The organism is Caulobacter sp. 05L422 (assembly GCF_056397765.1).
Genome location: NZ_JBFTOB010000022.1, coordinates 79,503 through 100,677, shown reverse-complemented (window position 1 = coordinate 100,677; position 21,175 = coordinate 79,503). Strand labels below are relative to the sequence as shown.

The following is a 21,175-nucleotide window of genomic DNA, read 5'->3' as shown; positions in this document are numbered from 1 at the left end:
CTGGAGCGGCATGACCGACTACACGCCCCAGCAGATCGTCGCCCGCGGCGCGCGCGCCGACGCCGAAGCCGCCGCCGACGCCATCGACAACCACCCCGGCCTCGAGGGCGCGACCTACTCGATCCTCGAAGAGGACGAGGACAAGGGCATCTGGCGCATCGACGCCTTCCCGACCAATGACGACGAAGACGCCGGCCTGCTGGAAGTCCTGGCCGGCTATCCGCTGAAGGTGGTGCGCGAGCAGCTGGCCGACGCCGACTGGCTGGCCATGGCGCTGTCGGGCCTGCCGCCGGTGCGCGCCGGGCGGTTCTTCGTCTACGGCATGCACGACCGCGGCCGCCTGCCGGCCAGCACCGTCAACCTGCGCATCGAGGCCGGCGCGGCCTTCGGCACGGGCCACCACGGCACGACCGTCGGCTGCCTGATGGCCTACGACAAGCTGATCAAGGCCAGGAAGTTCAACAAGGTTCTGGACGTCGGCGCGGGCACGGGCCTGCTGGCCATCGCCGCGGCCCGCACCGGGTCGAAGATCGCCGTCGGCACCGACATCGACAAGCCCAGCGTGCGGATTTCCAAGGAGAACGCCAAGGTCAACCGCGCCAACGCCCGGTTCGTCCACGCCTCGGGCCTCTCCAACCGCCTGGTGACCGACAACGCCCCCTACGACCTGGTGTTCGCCAACATCCTGGCTCGGCCGCTGGTCAGCCTGGCCCAGGACATCAAGAACGCCCTGGTCCCCGGCGGCACGGTTATCCTGTCGGGCCTGCTGCGCACCCAGGAGCGCATGGTGAAAGCCGCCTACGTCTCGCGCGGCTTCAAGGTGGTCAACCGCATCCACCGCGACGCCTGGGCGGCGCTGGTTCTGCAGCGGCCGTAGGCTTGAACTCACCCTCTCCCTTGGGAGAGGGAGGGGGCCCGCCGCGAAGCGGTGGGAGGGAGAGGGATTACGCCGTCTGAAATGACGGTTACTTTCGTTGCGCCCTGCTGCTGTCCAGCCAAGCTACCCCCATGGACCGCACAGCCAACGCCCGTCGCCTAAGAAGCAACCAGACCCTGGCAGAGGCCAAACTCTGGACCATCGTCCGGGCGGGCCGCTTGCAAGGCTTCAAGTTCAAACGGCAAGTTCCGATCGATCGCTACTTCGTCGATTTCCTCTGTAGCGAAAGACGGCTGGTCATCGAACTCGACGGCAAGGCCCATGAGGAGCGAGAACTCTACGACGCCGAGCGCACCGAGGTGCTGGAGGCCTGCGGCTTTCACGTGATGCGGTTTCCGAACGAGCACGTCCTGACCGATCCAGGCGGCGTCGCGGAGGCTATCCTCTCCGCGCTCAAGACGGCGAGGCCATAAACCCTCTCCCTCCCACGCCTCCGGCGCGGGTCCCTCCCTCTCCCAAGGGAGAGGGTTCAAGGATACGGAACACCCTGACCACGACCCACGTTTCTCCTGCCGGGACACTCTCGCTCCAGGAGCAACGTCATGACCTATGTCGATCCCCAAGGCCCGCCGCCCGAGCGGGTGGTGCATGTTCGTCGCGAGGGCGGCGCCACCGGCTGGTTCGTGGCCGGGGCCGTAGCCATCGTCGCCGTGGTGGCCATCGCCTTCATGCTGACAGTCGGGGCGCGCACGCCCAGCCAGGACCAGATCGCCCAGGCCCAGGAGCAAGGTCGCGCCGTCGGCGTGGTCGAAGGCGCCCAGACCGGGGCCGCCCAGGCCACGATCGTCGCCCAGCAGGCAGCCCGCGACGCCAGCGCCGCCGCCGACAGCGCCCGCCGCTCGACCGAGGCGACCGCTTCCAACGCCGCCCAGGCCGCCCAGGACGCCGCCGACCGCGCCGCCCTGTCGCGCGACGACACCATCGCGCCGTCGGCCGATCCGAACATCAACCCGCCGCCGGCCCAACAGCCCCAGCCGGTGAACTAAGCCCCTCTTCCCACTAGAGCGGGGTAGGATTACATCGAGGGCATGCGCCAGACCTTCGATGAATCCACCGATCCGGGCTTCGGCCCTCGCCACGTTCCCCTGATCCGCGCCGCGATGGCGCGGCAGGGCCTGGACGGCTTCCTCGTGCCGCACGAGGACGAGCACCAGAACGAATACCTGCCCGCCGCCAACGATCGCCTGGCCTGGGCCAGCGGCTTCACCGGCTCGGCCGGGGCCGGCGTGATCCTCAAGGATCGCGCCGCCGTGTTCGTCGACGGGCGCTACACCCTGCAGGTGCGCGACCAGGTCGACCAGGGCGTGTTCGAGATCCGCGACCTCGTCGAGGGCGGCGTGCCCGCCTATCTCGAGACCGCCTCCAAGGGCGCGGTGATCGGCTACGACGCCCGCCTGCACAGCCCCCAGGCGCTGGACGGCTTGAAGGCCGCCGCCGCCAAGGCCGGCGCGGCGCTGAAGCCCGTCGCGGTCAATCCGATCGACGAGGCCTGGGGCGCCCAGCGTCCAGCCCAGCCCGCCGCGCCGGTCGTGCCGCAGCCGGTGAAGTACGCCGGCGAGGAGTCGGCCTCCAAGCGCGCCCGCGTCGGCTCGGCCGTCGCGGCCTTCGGCGCCGACGCCGCCGTGATCACCGCCCCGGCCTCGATCGCCTGGCTGTTCAACATCCGCGGCGGCGACGTGATCCGCTCGCCCCTGCCGCTGTCCCAGGCCGTGCTGCGCGCCGACGGCACGGCGCGCCTGTTCCTGGACCCCGCCAAGGTCACCGACGACCTGCCGGCGTGGCTGGGCAACCAGGTGTCGCTGGAAGGCCCCGAGGCCCTCGATAGCGCCCTGGCCGAACTGACCGGCCTGAAGGTCGTCGTCGATCCGGCCCAGTCCTCGGCCTGGTATTTCGACACCCTGGTCGCCGCCGGCGCCGAGGTGGTCCGCGCCATGGACCCCTGCACCCTGCCCCGCGCCTGCAAGAACGCCGTCGAGATCGCCGGCACGATCGAGGCCCACAAGCGCGACGGCGCGGCCCTGACCCGGTTCCTGCACTGGCTGGCGACCGAGGGCCAGGTCAATCCACCGGACGAGAAGGAGGCGGTGGCCAAGCTGGAGGCCTTCCGCGAGGCGACCGGCGTGCTGAAGGACCTCAGCTTCGACACCATCGGCGCGGCCAACGGCCACGGCGCCCTGCCCCACTACCGCCCGACCGAGCGCAGCAACGAACGCGCCGCCATGGGCTCGCTGCTGCTGGTCGACAGCGGCGGCCAGTACCTGGACGGCACCACCGACGTCACCCGCACGGTCGCCATCGGCGAGCCGACGGCCGAGATGGTCACCCGCAACACCCTGGTCCTGAAGGGCCACCTGGCCATCGCCCGCCTGCGCTTCCCGGCCGGCACCACCGGCTCGGCCATCGACGCCTTCGCCCGCGCCGCGCTGTGGAGCCATGGCCTGGACTACGACCACGGCACCGGCCACGGCGTCGGCGTCTATCTGGGCGTGCACGAGGGTCCGCAGAGGATCTCCAAGGCGCCGAACACCATCGCCCTGCAGCCCGGCATGATCGTCTCCAACGAGCCGGGCTACTACAAGGACGGCGAATACGGCATCCGCATCGAGAACCTCGAAGTGGTGATGCCCGCCGAGGCGGTCGGCACGGGCGACCGGCCGATGCACCGCTTCCACGCGCTGACGCTGGCGCCGATCGATCGGCGGCTGGTGGACAAGGGCCTGCTGTCCGCAGAGGAGATCGCCCAGTTCGACGCGTATCACGTGCGCGTGGTGAAGGAGATCGGGCCGCTGGTCGAGCCGGAGATCCGGGCCTGGCTGGAAGAGGTCTGCGCGCCGCTTTAGGGCGTGAGATCACACTCACTTGCCCCCACCTGGCGACTGCGTCGCCTGTCCGCCCCCATAGGAGGCGGAGGTTCAGAACGCGCGTCCTCCGCCCCCTATGGGGGCGGACAGACCGCGAAGCGGTCAGGTGGGGGCAAGTGGGTGAGCCGCTGACCTAGGTTCCCCTAGGCTTAGCCCTAGTCGTCGGCGCGGCCCCCGCCGGATCCTCCGGCCAGACATGCCTCGGATACCGCCCCTTCATCTCCGTCTTCACCTCCCGCCAGGACCCGTTCCAGAACCCCGGCAAGTCCCGCGTGATCTGGATCGGCTTGTGCCCCGGCGACAGCAGCGCCAGCACCAGCGGCACGCCGCCCACCGTCGGATGCGTCGTCAGGCCGAACAGCTCCTGCACCCGGACATCCACGCGCGGCCCGCCGTCGGCGGCGTAGTCGATGGCGAAGCTGGATCCGGTCGGCGCCGTGAACCGCGCCGGGGCCTCGGCGTCGAGGCGGCGGTGCAGCTCCCACGGCACGAGCGTGCGGATCGCGTCGGTCAGGGCGCCGTCGGGGAGCTGGCTCAAGGCCGAGCGGCCGACCAGCAGAGGCTCGAGCCAGTCCGGCAGACGTTCCAGCAGAGCCGCGTCCGACAGGTCGGGCCAAGTCTCGGCGTCGCGGTCGCGCAGGAAGGCCGCGCGGCGGCGCAGGGCCTGGGCGCCCTCGCCCAGCGGCACGGCCGACAGACCCTCGCGCCGGACCTGGTCCAGCAGCGCCCCGGCCACCAGCGCCGGATCGACCTTGTCCAGCAGCCGCTCCTCGACCACCAGCTTGCCCAGACGCAGCAGGCGGCGAGCGCGGACCTTGCCCTTGGCGTCGGGCTCCAGCCGGTCCTCGGCGACCAGACGATCGGCGAAGGCCTCGCGCAGGGCCAGCTCATCCAGCGGCGCGGCCAGCAGGATGCGGTCGCGGGCCTCGCCGCCGCCCAGCTCGCCCACCGCCAGCCAGGTCTCGCGGGCCAGGGCGTCGGTCGGCTCCAGATAAACCCCGCGCCCGCCGGCCAGTTGGTATTCGCCCGGCTTGCCCCGCGCCCGCGCCACCCGCTCCGGATAGGCCTCGGCCAGCAGCAGGGCGTCGTCGAGCGGCGTCGCGCCGGAAGCCCGGCCGGCGGAACGGGCCCATCGCTCCGACAAGGTCCGGGCGTCGCGGGCCCTGGGCGAGCGGTCGCGGTCGAAGCTCTCCAGCCGGTGGCGCAGATCGACGTCGCGGCCGCCCAGGCCCTGCTCGCTGAGCACGGCGGCGATCTTCGCGCCCCGCTCGGCTTGTCCCGAGGCGGCGGCGCGCACCACCATGTGGGCCAGGCGCGGGGCCAGGGGCATGTCGGCCAGGGCCCGGCCGTGAGGGGTCAGGCCGCCCTGCCCGTCCAGGGCCTGGAGGCGGTTGAGCAGGGTCCGGGCCTCGGTGAAGGCGGCGGACGGCGGCTTGTCGAGGAAGGCCAGGTCGGCGGCGTCGCGCGCGCCCCAGCGGGCCAGGTTGAGGGCCAGGTTCGACAGGTCGGCTTCCAGGATCTCCGGCCGGGCGAAGGCCGGCAGGGCCCGGGTCTCGGGCTCGTCCCACAGGCGGTAGCAGACGCCCGGCTCGGTGCGTCCGGCCCGACCCCGGCGCTGGTCGGCGGCGGCGCGCGACACGCGGACGGTCTCCAGCCGGGTCAGGCCGCTGGACGGATCGAAGCGCGGCACGCGAGCCAGGCCGCAGTCGATCACCACGCGCACGCCCTCGATGGTCAGGCTGGTCTCGGCGATCGAGGTGGCCAGCACCACCTTGCGACGCCCCGGCGCGGCCGGGGCCACGGCGCGATCCTGCTCGGCGGGCTCCAGCGCGCCGTACAGCGGCGCGACATCGACCTCGGGCCGGCGCAGGCGCTCGCGCAGCAGGGTCTCGGTGCGGCGGATCTCTCCCTGCCCCGGCAGGAAGACCAGCAGGCTGCCGCTCTCCTCGGCCAAGGCCCGCTCGACGGCGCGGACCACGCGCTCTTCAAGCCGCTGACGCTCGTCGCGCCCCAGGTAGCGGGTGTCGACCGGGAACATCCGTCCCTGGCTCTCGACGATCGGCGCATCGCCCAGCAGGGCCGAGATCCGCGCCCCGTCCAGGGTGGCCGACATGACCAGGATTTTCAGGTCCTCGCGCACCAGCCCTTGCGCGTCGCGGGCCAGGGCCAGGCCCAGGTCGGCGTCGAGGCTGCGCTCGTGGAACTCGTCGAAGATCACCGCCGCCACGCCGTCCAGGCCCGGATCGTCCAGAATCATCCGGGTGAACACGCCCTCGGTCACCACCTCGACGCGGGTCCTGGCCGAGACCTTCGACTGCAGCCGCACGCGGAAGCCCACCGTCTCGCCGACGCTCTCGCCCAGGCTCTGGGCCATGCGCGAGGCCGCGGCCCGGGCCGCCAAGCGACGCGGCTCCAGCATGACGATCTTGCCGCCGGCGACCCACGACTCGCCCAGCAGGGCCAGGGGCACGACCGTGGTCTTGCCCGCGCCGGGCGGCGCGACCAGCACGGCGGCCTCGCGCGCGCTCAAGGCGGCTTTCAGGGCCGGCAGGGCCTCATGGATGGGAAGGGTCACCCGGCGGGTTTAACGGCGAGCGGCCAAATCGCCAAGCCGACCGCCTAACCCAGAGGCAGCAACGGCTACGAAGCGTGCTGCGTCGCAACATCCGCCCGGCACGCCATGGCCCGTATTGCGCACAGGGGGGCGAACAATTACGCACACCCTCCGCTTTACCTTGACCGCGTCCCGTTAACCGGGCCACGGTCCGCAAAATTTATCTACGCGGCCCCCCGGGGGTGGGCCGCGGGTCTCTGGAGGAAATATGTGGCGCGTTAAGTCACTGGATGCGATTCTAGCAACGGCCAAGAAGAAGTCGCTGCATCGCTCGCTCGGTCCCATTCAACTCACCCTGCTGGGCGTCGGCGCCATCATCGGCACCGGCATCTTCGTCCTGACCGCCGCCGCCGCCCAGAAGGCCGGCCCGGGCATGATGTGGAGCTTCGTGATCGCCGGCGCCGTCTGCGCCATCGCCGCGCTCTGCTATTCGGAACTGGCCTCGATGCTGCCGGTGTCGGGCTCGGCCTACACCTACACCTACGCCGTGATGGGCGAACTGCTGGCCTGGATGGTCGGCTGGGCGCTGATCCTGGAATACGCGGTCGCCGCCAGCGCCGTTTCGGTCGGATGGTCGGGCTATTTCCTCGGATTGATCGAGAACGCCCTTCACTTCCATTGGCCGGACCTCCTACGATCCGGTCCCGCCTGGTCGATGAACGGCTTCGTGCCGACCGCCGATTTCAGCAAGGGCATCGTCAACATCCCGGCCATCATGGTGGCCCTGGCCGTGACGGCGCTGCTGGTTCGCGGCACCACCGAAAGCGCTCGCGTCAACGCGGTGCTGGTGGTGATCAAGGTCACGGCCCTGACGGCCTTCGTGATCCTGACCATTCCCGTGATCAAGACCGGCAACTTCTCGCCCTTCACCCCCAACGGCTGGTTCGGTCCGACCGGGACGACGGGCATGGGCGTGGTCGGCGCCGCCGCCTCGATCTTCTTCGCCTATGTGGGCTTCGACGCGGTCTCGACCGCCGCCGAAGAGACCAAGAACCCGCAACGCAACGTGCCGATCGGCCTAATCGGCAGCCTGGCGCTCTGCACCGTGTTCTACCTGCTGGTCGCGGCCGGCGCGATCGGCGCCATCGGCGCCCAGCCGGTGCTGGCTCTGGACGGTTCGGTCGTCCAGCCCGGTTCGGCCGCCTTCCAGGCCGCCTGCGCCACCGCCGCCAACGCCGACCGCCTGGTCTGCTCGAACGAAGCCCTCGCCCACGTGCTGCGCGAGATCAACTGGCCGGTCGTCGGCAACCTGCTGGGCCTGGCCGCCAACCTGGCCCTGCCCTCGGTCATCCTGATGATGATCTACGGCCAGACCCGGATCTTCTTCGTCATGGCCCGCGACGGCCTGCTGCCGCAAAGCCTGGCCAACATCCACCCGAAGTGGAAGACGCCGTACATCGTGACGATCTTCACGGGCGTCTGCGTCGCGATCGCCGCGGCGTTCTTCCCGGTGGGCCAACTGGCCGACATCTCCAACTCCGGCACCCTGTTCGCCTTCTTCATGGTGGCGATCGCGGTGATGGTGCTGCGGGTGAAGGATCCGAACCGTCCGCGTCCGTTCAAGACGCCGGCGGTCTGGGTCATCGCGCCCCTGGCCATGGTCGGCTGCGCGGGCCTCTACTTCAACCTGCCGCTCGAGGCGATGGCGGTCCTGCCGATCTGGGGCGCCCTGGGCCTGGTGGTCTACTTCGCCTACGGCTATCGCAAGAGCCACGTCGGCCGCGGCCTCACCGACGAGGTCCACGAACTGGACCCCGACGCGCCGCCCACCGGTCTGCCCGGCGCGGAATAGTCTTGATCCTGAGCCGATAACGCTTAGGTCGGACGGGCGGAGGTCTTCAGGTCTCCGCCCGTTTTCGTTCTGGAGCCCGCCCCGCATGGCCGAGATGCCGATCCGCGCCGTCATCGCGCCGGTCACGCCGCTGCAGCAGAACTGCACGATCGTCTGGTGCGCCAAGACCAAGAAGGCCGCCGTGATCGATCCGGGCGGCGAGGTGCCGCGCCTGATGAAGGCGCTGAGCGACCAGGGCCTGACCCTGGAGAAGATCTGGATCACCCACGGCCACATGGACCACGCGGGCGGGGCGGCCGAGCTCAAGCGCCTGACCGGCGTTCCGATCGAGGGACCGCACAAGGACGACCAGTTCTGGATCGATCAGATCCAGTCGACCGGCGAGCGCTACGGCGTGCCCGAGGCGCGGATCTTCGTCACCGACCGCTGGCTGGACGACGGCGACGTGGTCACCCTGGGCGAGACCGAGTTCGAGGTGCTGCACTGCCCCGGCCATACGCCGGGCCACGTGATCTTCTTCCACCGCCAGGCGCGTTTCGCCCAGGTGGGGGACGTGCTGTTCAAGGGCTCGATCGGCCGCACCGACTTCCCGCGCGGCAACCACCAGGACCTGCTGGACGCCATCACCGGCAAGCTGTGGCCGCTGGGCGACGACGTCCAGTTCGTGCCGGGCCACGGCCCGATGTCGACCTTCGGGGCCGAGCGTCGGTCCAACCCGTTCGTCAGCGACCTGGCGATCGAAGCAATGAACGTCGAAGGCAAGGACTACGAAGCGCCGGTCAACCGCTCGCCGGGCTAGGCGGGCTAGTTCGCGGGAGTACGCCGAGCCGGCTGTTCAGCCGCGCTGAGCGAGCCGTCCTTGTCGGCGTCCAGCTTGGCGAAGCGAGCCTTGCTGGCGGCCAAGGCTTCGGCCTCGGTGACCTTGCCGTCGTGGTCGGCGTCCATCGCCGCGAACATGCCGCCCCCAGCGCCGGGCCCCGAACCCGCGTCGGGCCGCGCGGCGCGGCGCTCTTCCATCCGCTTCTCGATCGCGGCCAGCTCGGCGGCGTCGATCACCCCATCCTGGTTGGGGTCCATGCGCTGGAACCGCGCCTTGGCGGCGGCCTCGAATTCCTGGGCGCTGATCACCCCGTCACCATTGGCGTCCTGATTGCCGCGCGGCCCCTGGGCGTGGGCGAGACCGGCGACGGAGGCGAGGGAAAGGACGGCGAAGGCCGTCGGCAGAAGACGGGACATGCTTGTCTCCAAACAACAATTGCGGGGATTGGTCGCATGCGCGGGTTGCTTCCCTGTTGCAGCCGTGAAATCTGCTGGAGACGGGGGCGTGGAAAGAGCAAGTCATGGAAAGTTCGCAAGATCCCGCGACGGCCTCCGCCGCCGCCTCCACGTCCGGCCAGAACACCTCCGGTCAGAACACCGATCCCGCACGCGGCGCCCGCATCCTGATCGTCGACGACGATCCGGGCATCCGCGACGTCGTGGCCGACTTCCTGGGCCGCCACGGCTACAGCATCGACACCGCCTCCGACTCCCGGACCATGGAGCAGGCCCTGGCCCGCGGGCCGGTCGACCTGGTGGTGCTGGACATCATGCTGCCCGGCGAGGACGGCCTGGCCATCTGCCGCCGCCTGTCGGCCGCCGACGGCCCCGCCATCATCATGCTCTCGGCCATGGGCGAGGAGACCGACCGCATCGTCGGGCTCGAGCTCGGCGCCGACGACTATCTGCCCAAGCCGTGCAATCCGCGCGAGCTGCTGGCCCGCATCCGCGCCGTGCTGCGCCGCCGGCAGGAGCCGCGCACGGTCGACGACGGCATGGGCGCGGCCTGCGAGTTCGCCGGCTGGCGCCTGGACCTGGTCCGCCGCGAGCTGCGTTCGCCGCAGTCGGTGGTGGTCAACCTGTCGAGCGGCGAGTTCTCGCTGCTGCGCGCCTTCGTCGAGCGTCCGCAGCGCGTGCTGACCCGCGACCAATTGCTGGACCTGGCCCGAGGCCGTGAAAGCGACGCCTACGACCGGGCCATCGACGTCCAGATCAGCCGCCTGCGCCGCAAGCTCGACGACGGCGGCGGCGGCGAACTGATCCGCACCATCCGCAGCGAAGGCTACATGTTCACGTCCAAGGTGACCCGCACCCCATGAGCGAACGCGTGCGGGTGAAGGGCCCGAGCAGCGCCCCGCTGTTCGTCCAGGCCCTGGGCCTGGTCATCGTCACCCTGGTGGCGGCGCAGCTGATCGCCATCGCCGTGGTCTTCAACCTGCCGCCGCCGCCGCCCGAAATCTACCGGCTGAGCGAGATCGCCCGCACCGTGAAGGGCGGCGCGACGGTTCAGCCGCGCGACGGACGCGTCCTCCTGCTCCGCCGCCACGCCGGCCCGATCCGGGGCCTGGTCGACAACCGCCGTCGCGCCGAGTTCAAGAGCGCCCTCGCCCGCGAGATCGGCGTCGATCCGGCCCGGATCGAGATGGACATCGACACCGGCCCCCGCTTCTTCGTTCGCGCCCAGAAACGCACGCTCGTCCAGCGCGGAACGCCGCGGAACGGCCCGGACGACCTCGAACGCCACGGCGGCCCGAAGGACAACAAGGGACCGGGCGACCGTCGCGGCGGTCCCGACGGCATGGGCGGCCCCGGCGGTCCGCCGGACGGTCCGGGCGGCCCGCCCCGCGCCCAGCGACTGGATCCCCCGCGCGACGAGCCGTTCATCGTCGGCGACTTCAAGGTGGCCATCCACCAGGACGACGGCCGCTGGACGGTGATCGAGCCCAAGCCGGCCATCCGTTTCGACAGCTGGCAGCAACGGATCCTGCTGATCCTGGCCCTGTCGGTGCTGTGCGTCTCGCCCCTGGCCTGGCTGTTCGCCCGCCGGCTATCGGGTCCGATCAGCGCCTTCGCCGGCGCGGCCGAGCGCCTGGGCCGCGACCCGCGCGCCGCGCCCCTGGCCCTGCACGGCTCGTCCGAGGTGATCGCCGCGGCCAACGCGTTCAACATGATGCAGGAGCGCCTGCGCCGCTATGTCGAGGACCGCACGGCGATGATCGGCGCGGTGGCCCACGACCTGCGCACGCCCCTCACCCGCTTGCGCTTCCGGATCGAGGCTGTGCCGGACGATGTCCGCGCCAAGCTGGCGTCCGACATCGACCAGATGGAGGCGATGATCGCCGCCACCATGGCCTTCGTGCGCGACACCACGCGCCCGGCCGAGCGCACCAAGCTGGAACTGGCCTCGCTGCTGGAAAGCATCATCGACGAGGCCGCCGAGACCGGCGGCCAGGCCTCGGTGGAACTGGGCGAGAAGATCATCATCGACGGCGACCCCGTCGCGCTGCGCCGCCTGCTGACCAACCTGGTCGAGAATGGCCTGAAGTACGGCGGCGCCGTGCAGGGTCGGGTTCGCGCCGAGGGCCGTCTGGCGGTGATCGAGATCGACGACGTCGGTCCCGGCATTCCTCCCGCCGAGCTGGACAGGGTGTTCGAGCCGTTCTTCCGCAGCGAACCCTCGCGCAACCGCGAGACCGGCGGGATCGGGTTGGGCCTGGCCGTCGTCCGCTCGGTGGCCCGCGCCCACGGCGGCGACGTCACCCTGCACAACCGTCCCGAAGGCGGGCTGCGCGCCCGGGTCGAACTGCCGTTCTAGGTCCCGGATACGCAACGGATAAGGAACCCGCCCATTTGTTGCGGGCCCGCAAAAGCTGCGCCATACGCACGACATGCCGGCGGGCTTGATCAAGGGATGCAAATTCCCGCCCTCCCCAGCCTGGCCAGCCTGCGCGCCACCTGCATCCTGATGTTCGCCGCCCTGTGCCTGGGCGCCTGCGCGTCCGGCCCGCCGCAAGACGGCCCGCGCGGCGACTGGGGTAAGGCGCCGCGCGACCGACCGCCGGGCGAGGGCGAGGAAGGCGGTCCGCCGCGCCAGCCGCGCCGCAGCCTGTTCATCAGCCCGGCGGGCGAGCCGTTCCGCGCCGAACCCGGCGCGCCCTACCCCATCGCCGCCTGGTTCGCCGGCGCCGACGCCGACCATGACGGCGCCCTGACACGCGACGAGTTCGTCGCCGACGCCTTGCGGTTCTTCGACAGGATCGACGGCGACCACAGCGGGGTGATCGACGGTTTCGAGGTCTCGGCCTACGAGACCCAGGTCGCGCCCGAGATCCTGCAGGGTTTCCAGGGCGGCGGTGAAGGCCCCGGCATGCGCGGCCAGGGCGGCCCGCGCGGACAAGGCGGTCACGGCGGCGGCGGACGACGCGGCGGCGGCGGAGGTCCTCCCGGCGGCGGCGGCAAGCGCGGCGGCGGAAGCCCGATGGGCGGCATGCTGCAAGGCGCCACGCCCTACAGCCTGCTGCCCGAACCCGAGCCCGTGATGGCGTCCGACGGCGACTTCGACCGCCGCATCACCCGCGCCGAGGCGGCCAAGGCGGCCAAGGCCCGCTTCGCCCTGCTCGACACCGACGGCGACGGCAAGCTGCGGCTGGCCGACCTGCCGCAGACCCCGCTCCAGGCCCGCCTGGAAGGTCCGCGCCCTAGCTCACCAGCCCGGCGATGATATTGATCCCCAGGGCCAGGACGGCGGTGTTGTAGAAATAGGCGCAGACCGCCTGGGCGGTGACGAGGTTGCGCAGCTTGGCCGTCAGCACGTTGTTGTCCGAAACCTGGAACGTCGCCCCGATGCTGAAGGCCAGGTAGACGAAGTCCAGATAGGTGCTGGCCGGCTCGCCGGGGAACAGGAAGCCGGGCTTGTCCGTTCCGTCGCCGAAGTGGCGATGGGCGTAGTGCAGCGTGAACACCGAGTGCAGAACCACCCAGGACAACACCAGGGTCACCCCCGCGCAGGCGGCGGTGATCGCCTGGATTTCCGGCCCCGCCGACTTCGCATGCAGCATGGCGGCCACCACCGCGGCCAGGCTCGACAGGATCGCGGCCAGTATGATCAGCAGAATCTGCGACGGCTTCTCGTCCTCGGCGGCGGCCCGCCGACGGACCTCGGCCTCGTCGGCCGTCAGAAAGAGATGCCACGTGGTCGTCACGTAGAGCAGCGCGCAAACGTCCCAGCCGATCAATATATGCGTGCTGACCGGAGCATTTAAATGACGCGCCGCGAGCCAGCCGAAAAGGCCCGCCAAGCCGGCCGCCCATAGCCGCCAATGGCGCGATATTGCTGCGCTTTCAGGTTTTTTCGGTGTGGCCTTGGTCATGCCGTTCGCCTTGCTCCCGTGAGGCTTAACACCAAACTCTGCAATTTTGTCTCGCCTGTTGGGTGAACCGAACGCGACTTCACCGGTTACTTCACTGGAACCATGGAAGGACGCCATGACGGACCCCGACGCTCCGCCGCCGATCGAGCCCACGCAACCCGACTACGACCCGGGCGCCACGCCCGACGAAGAGCCGATGCGCGAGCCGCCGGTGCAACCGGGCGACGACCGGCCCTATGACCGTTCAGCCACGCCGTTCCCCCCCGTGACCAGTCCCGATTAGGAGCAACCTATGGACCTCGACACCGAACGGCCCCGCGGCCGCCGAGGCTTCGCCGCCATGGACCCCGAACGTCGCCGCGAGATCGCGCGTAAAGGGGGCGCCAGTGTTCCCAGTGAAAAGCGCAGCTTCGCCAAGGATCGCGACCTCGCGGCCAATGCGGGCCGCAAGGGAGGCTCCTCGTCGCGTGGCGGCGGGCGTATGCCCGGGCGCGACGCCTGACATGAAGCGCGCCGCGGCCCCGGCCCTTTCGAGGGTCCGGGGGCCGCGGCCGCTCTGGACTTGACCGCCGCCCGCCTCAGCCGGCCAGGGCGAAGACGCCGAAGCTCGGGCTGTCGCTGATCCAGCGCGCCGCGACCTTCCAGCCCGCGCGGCGGGCCAGCTCCACGAACATCTCCGGGGTGTATTTGTAAGAGTTCTCGGTGTGGATCGTCTCACCGGCCTCGAAGCGGATTTCGCGGCCCGCCAGTCGCGCTGTCTGCTCGATGCGGCTGACCAGATGCATTTCCATGCGGCTTTCGTCGGCGTTCCAGATCGCCCGATGGTCAAAGGCTTCCAGGTTGAAGTCGCCGCCCAGCTCCTTGTTGATCCGCGCCAGCACGTTCTTGTTGAACGCCGCCGTCACGCCCTGGGCGTCGTCATAGGCGGGCACCAGGACGTCCGGGCTCTTGGCGATATCCACCCCGACCACGAACATGGCGCCATCGCCCAGCAGCTCATGGGCGCCGCGCAGGAACTCCTCGGCCTCGGCCGGCGCGAAGTTGCCGATCGTCGAGCCCGGGAAGAAGCCGGTCACCGGCCGTCCCCGCGCCGCCGCGGGCAGCCGGACCGCGCGGGTGAAGTCGTCCACCAGCGGCGCGACGATCAAGCCCGGATAGTCGCGGCGAAGCGCCTCGCTCGCCTCGTCCAGCGCCGACTGGCTGATGTCGATCGGGACGTAGACGGCCAGTTGCGGCATGGCGTCCAGCAGGAGCCGGGTCTTGGTGCTGGCGCCGCTGCCGAACTCGACCAGGGCCGCGCCCTCCATCACACGGGCGGCGATCTCGGGCGCGATCCGGCGCAGCAGCGCCGTTTCGGTGCGGGTGGGATAGTATTCCGGCAGCTCGCAGATCGCCTCGAACAGGCGCGAGCCCTCGGCGTCGTAGAAGTACTTGGCCGGCAGCGTCTTGCGCTCGGCCGTCAGGCCCGCCAGCGCATCGTCCAGGAACGTCGAGGTCGGTGTCGCCGTCTCGCGGTCCAGCACGCTCATGTCGTCGGCCAAGCGAACCCCCGTAAACGCCCAACGCTGGGCTGGATGGAAGAAATTGCGATACGACGGCCGCGCATGACCGGGCGGCGTCTCGGCCGCCCCGCCCCGCAGGACCATCTGGTTGATCATGAACTTGCCGTTGTACTCGCCAAGCGCGCCCGCGCCCGGCCTGAAGCCCGGATAGGCGACATAGGGGCTGGCGGTCCATTGCCAGGCCTCGTCGGACGTCTGGCGCAGCCCCCGCCCTTCCGGAGCCGTGACGGCGGCCTCCCACTCGGCCTCGGTCGGCAAGCGGCGGCCGGACCAGGCGGCGAAGGCGGCGGCCTCGTAGTAGCTGACGTGACCCACAGGCGCGTGGGGATCGATCGGACGCCGGCCCGAAAGGGTCATGACCGACCAGGCGCCGTCGTCCTCTTGCCGCCAGTAGAGCGGCGCTTCCCAGGCCTGTTCGTTTACGGCGGCCCAGCCGTCCGAAAGCCAGAGGTCGGCCCGGCGATAGCCGCCGTCCTCGATGAAGGCCAGCCACTCGCCGTTGGTCACCAGCCGGTCGGCCAGGCGGTAGGGCTCCAGATAGACCTTGTGGCGCGGCCGCTCGTTGTCGAAGGCGAAGGCGGGACCCTCGTCGCCGATCTCGGCCAGCCCGCCCTCGAAGGCGAGATAGCGGATCGCGGCGGCGACCGGGCGCTCCGGCGGCGCCGCATCGCGATAGGCCGGCTGCAGGGGCGACTGGGCGAACAAGTGCAGCAGGTCCATCAGGATCAGCTCCTGGTGCTGCTCCTCATGGGCCAGGCCCAGGTCCAGGCGCTCGATGACCTCGGCGGTCGGCGATGTGGTCAGCAGGCGGATCATGGCGGCGTCGACATGGGCGCGATAGGCCCCGACCTCGTCGGCCGACGGCCGGGTGATCAGGCCGCGCAAGGGCCGCGGCTGGCGAGGCCCCACGGCCTCGTAATAGGAATTGAACAGATAGGCGAAGGCCGGATCGAACACCCGATAGCCCGGCAGGAACGGCGTCAGCAGGAAGGTCTCGAAGAACCAGGCGGTATGGCCCCGGTGCCATTTGACCGGACTGGCGTCCGGCATCGACTGCGCGCCCTGGTCCTCGGGCGAGAGGGGCTTGGCCAGGGCTTCGGTGCGTCGCCGGACCGCCAGATAGCGATCCACAAGGGCGATGGCGCGGGCCTCTGTGGCCTCCCGTGCGGGGGTGTCGTCGGGACTCATGCGCTCTCCTGCGGCCCTGCGTCGGGAGCTTGCCGCCGCCCGATGAGCTCAACGAATAAGCAACTTGAGTGTTCCCCCCGCCGGGTTCAAGCGGCGCCGGGAATAAAAAGTGAACGCAGGTCGAAGAACCTCGACCGCCGCCGTCCGCTCAGAGCAGGAAGGGCTCCGGCCCGTCGTCGATCGGCAGGTGGACCACCGGCGGACTTTCGGCCTCGGGCGCCGCCTTGGCGGGCCTCGACGGCGCCTTGCGCAGCAGTCGGCCGACCCGCTGCAACAGCTGATCGTCCTTGAACGGCTTGGCCAGGAAGTCCCGGGCGCCCAGGGTGATGGCCTGCTGGACGTCGTCGGGCTGATTGCGGGCCGTCAGCACCATGGTCGGCGTGTTGAGCCCCTCCAGCCGCATCTTGCGCAGCAGGCCAAAGCCGTCGAGCCGAGGCATGTTGAGGTCCAGCACCAAGGCCGAGGGCCGCAGTTCGTGCAGGCGCGAGAGGCCCTCGAAGCCGTCGCGGGCGAAATAAGTGTCGTAGCCCGCGATATCGAGACGGGTGGTGATCAGGTCGAGGATGATCGGATCATCCTCGACGATCAGGATGCGCGTGCGCCCCACCTCACGCCTCCGCGAGGTCGAGGGGATCGACGTCGTCGGGAGCGCCGTTCCAGCGCGTGCACCGATCCACGACCTCGACCAGGTCCGCCGCCATGATGGGCTTGGACACCAGGCCGTCGAAGCCGTGGTCCGGGCCCAGGAGGCTGTGGTCCGCATCCGCCGTGAAGGCCAGGATCGGGACGTCCTGGTTGGGGCCGGGCGTATCGCGGATCTCGCAAAGGGCGTCGGTCCCGGAAACCCCGGGCATCCGCAGGTCCATCAGGATGCAGTCGAACGGCTCGACGGCAGCGGCCTCGATCGCGGCGCGGCCGCCGGCGGCCTCGGCCACCTCGGCGCCCATGTGCTCCAGCACGGTGCGGGCCAGTTCGCGATTGACGAAGTTGTCGTCGACCACCAGCACGCGAACCCCGTCCAGACGGTGGACGTCGGCCGCCGGCGCGGGCCCGAGCGCGGGAAGCTCGCCGGCCAGGCCGGCCGCCTGTTCGGCCAGGATATGGAAGGTGAACTCCGTCCCCTCGCCTGGGACGCTGGTCACCGCGATGCCGCCGCCCATGGCCTCGGTCAGACCCTTGCAGATCGCCAGGCCCAGGCCGGTCCCGCCGTGCTTGCGGGTCGAAGAGGCGTCGACCTGCGAGAAGCGCTGGAAGAGCTTGATCTGCTGCTCGACGCTCATGCCCTCGCCGGTGTCCTCGACCCGCATGCGCAGCGTCGCCGCGCCGGCGTCGTAGCTGACGAACAGCCGCACGGCCCCCTGCTCGGTGAACTTGACCGCGTTGCCCACCAGATTGAGCAGCACCTGGCGGACACGGTCCGGATCGATCATCACCCGCTCGGGCAGGTCGCCTTCGGCCTGGCACTCCAGCCACAGCCCCTTGGCGTCGGCCTGGGGCGCGAACAGCGCCAGGGCGTCCTGGGCCACCGCCAGCGGCGAGACCGCGCGCGGCGTGATCTCGACCTGACCCGCCTCGAGCTTGGAGAAATCGAGCACGTCGTTGACGATCGCCAGCAGCGCCTGACCGGCGCTCGACACCCGCTGCACGTACCGCTGGGACACCTCGTCCAGGTCGGGCCGCTGGGCCAGCAGCCCGGAGAAGCCGATGACCGCCGTGAGGGGGGTGCGGATCTCGTGGCTCATATTGGCCATGAACTCGCCCTTCACCGTCGCGGCCGCCTCGGCGGCGGCTCGGGCGGCGGCCAGCGCGCCTTCCTGAACGACCTGGTCGGTCACGTCGCGGATCACATCGAGGAATCCAGTCGGTGCATCGGTCGCCGGGTCGCGCAGCAGCGACGGGTTCGATTCCAGCCAGACATCCCGCTCGGCCGACTTGTGCGGCACCCGCCAGCGCACCCGCTCGGACGGCTTGCCCTTGGTCAGGTTGCGATAGATCCGGCGCACCCTCAGGCGATCCTCCGGATAGGCCAGATCCAGCGCGCTGTGGCCGACCACCTCGTCCGGCCCATAGCCCAGCAAAGCGTGGCACGACGCGGCGACGAACGTGACCCGTCCGCCCAGATCGGCGGTGATGATCATGTCGGTGGTGTTTTCCGCCATCAGCCGGTAGCGGGCCTCGCTGTCCTTCAGCGCGGCCTCGGCCTCGCGCCGGGCGGTCAGGTCCTCGATCTGCGAGATGAAATAGCGGGGCGAACCGTCGGGATTGTCGACCCGCGACACCGACAGCTGGATCCAGATGATCGCGCCGTCCTTGCGGATGTACCGCTTGTCCATCCGGTAGGTCGAGATCAGCCCGTTGTAGAGGTCGGTCACCAGGCTGAGGTCGGCATCCAGGTCGTCCGGGTGGGTGATGGCCTGGAAGTCCAGGGCCAGCAGTTCCTCGCGGCTGTAGCCGACCATCTCGCATAGCGTCGGATTGACCTTCAGGAACGACCCGTCGAGCCCGACCAGGCACTCGCCGATCGCGGCGTGCTCGAAAGCGTTCTCGAACAGCTCCAGCTGCGCCTTGCGCTCGCTGATGTCGTGCATCAGCGCGGTCAACTCCCAGCCCGCCGCGTCGCGCACCGCGCTGACCGCCAGCTCGATCGCGAACTCGACGCCGTCCTTGCGGCGGGCGATGGTCTCGACACGCTGGTCGATGTCGTCGCCGAAGCCGCCGCCCAGGAAGGCCGCCACGCCGGCGTGGCCCGCGGGCAGGATCATCGCCAGATCGGCGCCGACCGCCTCGGTCGTGCTCCAACCGAAGGTCAGCTCGGCATGACGGTTCCAGCCCGTGATCCGCCCCGCTTCGTCGGCGGTGACGATGGCCTGGTGGGCGCTGGCGATCACGTTGCGGGCCCTATCCTCGCTGGCCCGCAACGAGCGTTCCAGATCGCGCACGGCGGTGACGTCCCAGTTGACGCCCACCAGCCGGACCGGCGCGCCGTCCTCACCGCGCAGGATCGTCGCCTGGGCCCGAACGGACCGCACTTCCCCGTTGGAGCGCACGATCCTGAACTCGGTGTCGTAGGGCGTCTCGCCCGCTACGGCGGCCCGGTTTCGCGCGTGCTCGTCGGCGCGATCGGCGGGATGCAGGCAGGCTATGAACCGGTCGACGTCCATGGGTTCGCCGGGGGTTACGCCGTACAGGGCGTACATACGGTCGTCCCAAGTCACCGCGTTGGTTTCGACGTTCCACTCCCAGACGCCGATCTGGCCGGCCTCGGTGGCCAGCAGCACGCGCTCGGACATCGCGCGATAGCGAGCTTCGTCTTCGGCGCGCGAGATTTCGGCCGTGACTTTCGCCGTGATGTCGATGACGGCGCCGAACAGCGCGATCACCTGCCCGGCCGCATCGCGTTCGCAATAGCCGTGGCCTTCGAGGTAGCGCAGTCGGCCGTCAGGCAGCACGATGCGGGTCACGGCCAGCTTCCAGCCGATCCCCTCCTCGCGCGCTCGTTTGAGCCGGACCTGTTGGGCCGGACGGTCTTCGGGATGCACCGCCGCGAGGAACTGGTCCAGTCGGAGCTCGGAATCGGGGTCCAGGCCATAAATCGTCGCGACGTGCGGCGACCAGTTGGCCTCGCCGGTCGCCAGGTCGACCCGCCAGTACCCGATGCCCACCACTTCCTCGGCCAGGGCGCTCAGGCGCGCCATGCGCTCGGCGCGTTCCTGGAGTTCTCGGCGCTCGGTGACGTCCCGGAACACATTGACGATCTCGGTGGCCCGGCCCTCGGCGTCGCGAACGATGTGGGGATTGCCTTCGAGCCATATCCAGCGACCGTCGCCCGCCCGATAGCGGTGCTCGCGGTTGATAGAAGGGTCGGGCGGCTCGCCGGCGTAGAGCTGAGCGGAATTGACCAGGAAGCGGTCGAGGTCCTCGGGATGGACCAGACGATCGGCGGTCGTGCCGATTAGCTCTTCGGGTTCATAACCCCACGCTCGGCAAGCGGGCGACACGTACAGCAGAGCCCCGTCCAGGGCGCAACGGACGATGACGTCGGAGGTGTTTTCGGCCAGAAGCCTGTAGCGCGCCTCGCTGGCGGTCAGGTTTTCGAGATTGCGGACCTGGTCGGTGACGTCCTGGAACAGGCCGATCAGCGCGACGACCTCGCCGTGCTCGTCCAGTTCGCAGCCTGCCTTGGACTGGACGATCCGAGTTTCCCCGTCAGGGCGGATCATCCGGGCCTGGAAGCTGAACGCCCCCTTTGTGGCGATCGCCTGCAGCAGCTGGGCGGCGACCATGTCGCGGTCGTCGGGATGGTAGACCTGCAGGCCGTCATCGAGGTTGGGATCGTAGGTTCGGCGATCAACGCCATAGATGTCGTAGACCAGGTCCGACCAGAAGAGTTCGCGGCCGACGAGGTCGTAACGCCAATGGGCGACGCCCGACATGGTCTCGGCCAGCGCCAGCAGGCGAGCCTGTTCGCCGCCCACGCGGCTGAGGCGCATCCGCTCCAGTTCGTCGACGACGATGCGCGCCAGGGTTCGCAGGCGGTTCAGGTCACGATCGGTGGGCCGCGGGCGGGGCTGGGTGTCAATGACGCAGAGCGTGCCGAGATTGTAGCCTTCCGGCGAGGTCAGCACGGCGCCGACGTAGAAACGGATTCCCAGTTCGCCGACGACCAGCGGATTGGCGACGAAGCGCGGGTCGAGCGTCGCGTCCTCGACGATCATCACCGCGTCGGGGCCCATCTCGATGGCATGGCTGCAGAAGGCGTATTCCCGCGCCGTCGAGCAGGGCTCCAGACCCTGGCGGGACTTGAACCACTGCCGCGTCTCGTCGATCAGCGAAACCAGGGCGATGGGCGCGTCGAACAGGTCGCAGGCCAGCTGGGTGACGCGGTCGAAAGCGACATCAGGCGACGTATCGAGGACGCCGTAGCTCTGGAGCGCCCGGAGTCGCCTCGCTTCGTTGTGGTTCATCTGGACCTCCGACGCGGCAACATGGCCCGAAAGGTCCGCAAAAGCCGTTAAGGCTGACCGCGACAATC

At 70.0% G+C, this 21,175-nt stretch carries 17 protein-coding genes; 11 read left to right on the top strand and 6 right to left on the bottom strand.

Going from position 1 to position 21,175, the window contains the following annotated elements; all coding sequences use genetic code 11:
- The first annotated feature begins 10 nt into the window (after positions 1-10).
- From AC1DMQ_RS20020 to AC1DMQ_RS20005, 4 genes are all read left to right on the top strand, one after another.
- Positions 11-877: a 50S ribosomal protein L11 methyltransferase gene (locus AC1DMQ_RS20020; RefSeq protein ID WP_477035314.1), complete on the top strand. Its 867-nt coding sequence runs from the start codon at positions 11-13 to the stop codon at positions 875-877.
- Between the two features lie 131 nt (positions 878-1,008).
- Positions 1,009-1,350 carry an endonuclease domain-containing protein gene (locus AC1DMQ_RS20015; protein ID WP_477035313.1) on the top strand — a complete coding sequence of 114 codons (342 nt, stop codon included), beginning with the start codon at positions 1,009-1,011 and terminating at the stop codon, positions 1,348-1,350.
- Between the two features lie 129 nt (positions 1,351-1,479).
- A complete protein-coding gene (locus AC1DMQ_RS20010) occupies positions 1,480-1,923 on the top strand; it encodes a hypothetical protein (protein WP_477035312.1) in 444 nt (147 codons plus the stop codon).
- A gap of 42 nt (positions 1,924-1,965) precedes the next feature.
- A complete protein-coding gene (locus AC1DMQ_RS20005; RefSeq protein WP_477035311.1) occupies positions 1,966-3,777 on the top strand; it encodes an aminopeptidase P family protein in 1,812 nt (603 codons plus the stop codon).
- Positions 3,778-3,931: 154 nt separating this feature from the next.
- Here AC1DMQ_RS20005 and hrpB read toward each other — a convergent pair whose 3' ends face one another.
- Entirely contained in the window at positions 3,932-6,373 is a 2,442-nt protein-coding gene (gene hrpB, locus AC1DMQ_RS20000) for an ATP-dependent helicase HrpB (RefSeq protein ID WP_477035310.1), read from the bottom strand.
- 247 nt (positions 6,374-6,620) lie between these two features.
- Between hrpB and AC1DMQ_RS19995 the strand changes: the two genes are divergently transcribed.
- Positions 6,621-8,204, top strand: coding sequence for an amino acid permease (locus tag AC1DMQ_RS19995; RefSeq protein ID WP_477035309.1), 1,584 nt, complete (start codon positions 6,621-6,623; stop codon positions 8,202-8,204).
- A gap of 85 nt (positions 8,205-8,289) precedes the next feature.
- Positions 8,290-9,003 carry an MBL fold metallo-hydrolase gene (locus AC1DMQ_RS19990; RefSeq protein ID WP_477035308.1) on the top strand — a complete coding sequence of 238 codons (714 nt, stop codon included), beginning with the start codon at positions 8,290-8,292 and terminating at the stop codon, positions 9,001-9,003.
- Between the two features lie 5 nt (positions 9,004-9,008).
- On the opposite strand, the gene AC1DMQ_RS19985 is transcribed toward AC1DMQ_RS19990, so the two are convergent.
- The gene (locus AC1DMQ_RS19985; protein WP_477035307.1) at positions 9,009-9,440 is read right to left on the bottom strand and encodes an EF-hand domain-containing protein; all 432 of its coding nucleotides are present in this window, start codon (positions 9,438-9,440) and stop codon (positions 9,009-9,011) included.
- Between the two features lie 104 nt (positions 9,441-9,544).
- Between AC1DMQ_RS19985 and AC1DMQ_RS19980 the strand changes: the two genes are divergently transcribed.
- From AC1DMQ_RS19980 to AC1DMQ_RS19970, 3 genes are all read left to right on the top strand, one after another.
- On the top strand, positions 9,545-10,342 hold the full coding sequence (locus AC1DMQ_RS19980; RefSeq protein WP_477035306.1) for a response regulator: 798 nt from the start codon (positions 9,545-9,547) through the stop codon (positions 10,340-10,342).
- Positions 10,339-11,838, top strand: coding sequence for an ATP-binding protein (locus AC1DMQ_RS19975; protein ID WP_477035305.1), 1,500 nt, complete (start codon positions 10,339-10,341; stop codon positions 11,836-11,838). Before AC1DMQ_RS19980 ends, AC1DMQ_RS19975 begins: the two co-directional genes overlap by 4 nt.
- 96 nt (positions 11,839-11,934) lie before the next feature.
- Entirely contained in the window at positions 11,935-12,744 is an 810-nt protein-coding gene (locus tag AC1DMQ_RS19970) for a hypothetical protein (protein ID WP_477035304.1), read from the top strand.
- On the opposite strand, the gene AC1DMQ_RS19965 is transcribed toward AC1DMQ_RS19970, so the two are convergent.
- A complete protein-coding gene (locus tag AC1DMQ_RS19965) occupies positions 12,722-13,321 on the bottom strand; it encodes a DUF1345 domain-containing protein (RefSeq protein WP_477035303.1) in 600 nt (199 codons plus the stop codon). The genes AC1DMQ_RS19970 and AC1DMQ_RS19965 overlap by 23 nt on opposite strands.
- 187 nt (positions 13,322-13,508) lie before the next feature.
- On the opposite strand from AC1DMQ_RS19965, the gene AC1DMQ_RS19960 reads away from it, so the two are divergent.
- Positions 13,509-13,676 carry a hypothetical protein gene (locus AC1DMQ_RS19960; RefSeq protein WP_477035302.1) on the top strand — a complete coding sequence of 56 codons (168 nt, stop codon included), beginning with the start codon at positions 13,509-13,511 and terminating at the stop codon, positions 13,674-13,676.
- Between the two features lie 9 nt (positions 13,677-13,685).
- Positions 13,686-13,895 carry a KGG domain-containing protein gene (locus tag AC1DMQ_RS19955; RefSeq protein WP_018062559.1) on the top strand — a complete coding sequence of 70 codons (210 nt, stop codon included), beginning with the start codon at positions 13,686-13,688 and terminating at the stop codon, positions 13,893-13,895.
- Between the two features lie 76 nt (positions 13,896-13,971).
- Here the strand turns inward: AC1DMQ_RS19955 and egtB are convergent, their stop codons facing one another.
- The 3 genes from egtB to AC1DMQ_RS19940 all read right to left on the bottom strand — a co-directional run bounded on the left by egtB (position 13,972) and on the right by AC1DMQ_RS19940 (position 21,107).
- Entirely contained in the window at positions 13,972-16,143 is a 2,172-nt protein-coding gene (gene egtB / locus AC1DMQ_RS19950) for an ergothioneine biosynthesis protein EgtB (protein ID WP_477035301.1), read from the bottom strand.
- 148 nt (positions 16,144-16,291) lie between these two features.
- Positions 16,292-16,750 carry a response regulator transcription factor gene (locus AC1DMQ_RS19945; protein WP_477035300.1) on the bottom strand — a complete coding sequence of 153 codons (459 nt, stop codon included), beginning with the start codon at positions 16,748-16,750 and terminating at the stop codon, positions 16,292-16,294.
- Position 16,751: 1 nt separating this feature from the next.
- Positions 16,752-21,107: a PAS domain S-box protein gene (locus AC1DMQ_RS19940; RefSeq protein WP_477035299.1), complete on the bottom strand. Its 4,356-nt coding sequence runs from the start codon at positions 21,105-21,107 to the stop codon at positions 16,752-16,754.
- Between the last annotated feature and the right edge of the window lie 68 nt (positions 21,108-21,175).

Excerpts from the sequence above, each read along its gene's own strand:
- AC1DMQ_RS20020 (WP_477035314.1), top strand. The coding sequence starts at position 11 with ATGACCGACTACACGCCCCAGCAGATCGTCGCCCGCGGCGCGCGCGCC.
- AC1DMQ_RS20015 (WP_477035313.1), top strand. The coding sequence starts at position 1,009 with ATGGACCGCACAGCCAACGCCCGTCGCCTAAGAAGCAACCAGACCCTG.
- AC1DMQ_RS20010 (WP_477035312.1), top strand. The coding sequence starts at position 1,480 with ATGACCTATGTCGATCCCCAAGGCCCGCCGCCCGAGCGGGTGGTGCAT.
- AC1DMQ_RS20005 (WP_477035311.1), top strand. The coding sequence starts at position 1,966 with ATGCGCCAGACCTTCGATGAATCCACCGATCCGGGCTTCGGCCCTCGC.
- AC1DMQ_RS19995 (WP_477035309.1), top strand. The coding sequence starts at position 6,621 with ATGTGGCGCGTTAAGTCACTGGATGCGATTCTAGCAACGGCCAAGAAG.
- AC1DMQ_RS19990 (WP_477035308.1), top strand. The coding sequence starts at position 8,290 with ATGGCCGAGATGCCGATCCGCGCCGTCATCGCGCCGGTCACGCCGCTG.
- AC1DMQ_RS19985 (WP_477035307.1), bottom strand. The coding sequence starts at position 9,440 with ATGTCCCGTCTTCTGCCGACGGCCTTCGCCGTCCTTTCCCTCGCCTCC.
- AC1DMQ_RS19980 (WP_477035306.1), top strand. The coding sequence starts at position 9,545 with ATGGAAAGTTCGCAAGATCCCGCGACGGCCTCCGCCGCCGCCTCCACG.
- AC1DMQ_RS19975 (WP_477035305.1), top strand. The coding sequence starts at position 10,339 with ATGAGCGAACGCGTGCGGGTGAAGGGCCCGAGCAGCGCCCCGCTGTTC.
- AC1DMQ_RS19970 (WP_477035304.1), top strand. The coding sequence starts at position 11,935 with ATGCAAATTCCCGCCCTCCCCAGCCTGGCCAGCCTGCGCGCCACCTGC.
- AC1DMQ_RS19960 (WP_477035302.1), top strand. The coding sequence starts at position 13,509 with ATGACGGACCCCGACGCTCCGCCGCCGATCGAGCCCACGCAACCCGAC.
- AC1DMQ_RS19955 (WP_018062559.1), top strand. The coding sequence starts at position 13,686 with ATGGACCTCGACACCGAACGGCCCCGCGGCCGCCGAGGCTTCGCCGCC.
- egtB (WP_477035301.1), bottom strand. The coding sequence starts at position 16,143 with ATGAGTCCCGACGACACCCCCGCACGGGAGGCCACAGAGGCCCGCGCC.
- AC1DMQ_RS19940 (WP_477035299.1), bottom strand. The coding sequence starts at position 21,107 with ATGAACCACAACGAAGCGAGGCGACTCCGGGCGCTCCAGAGCTACGGC.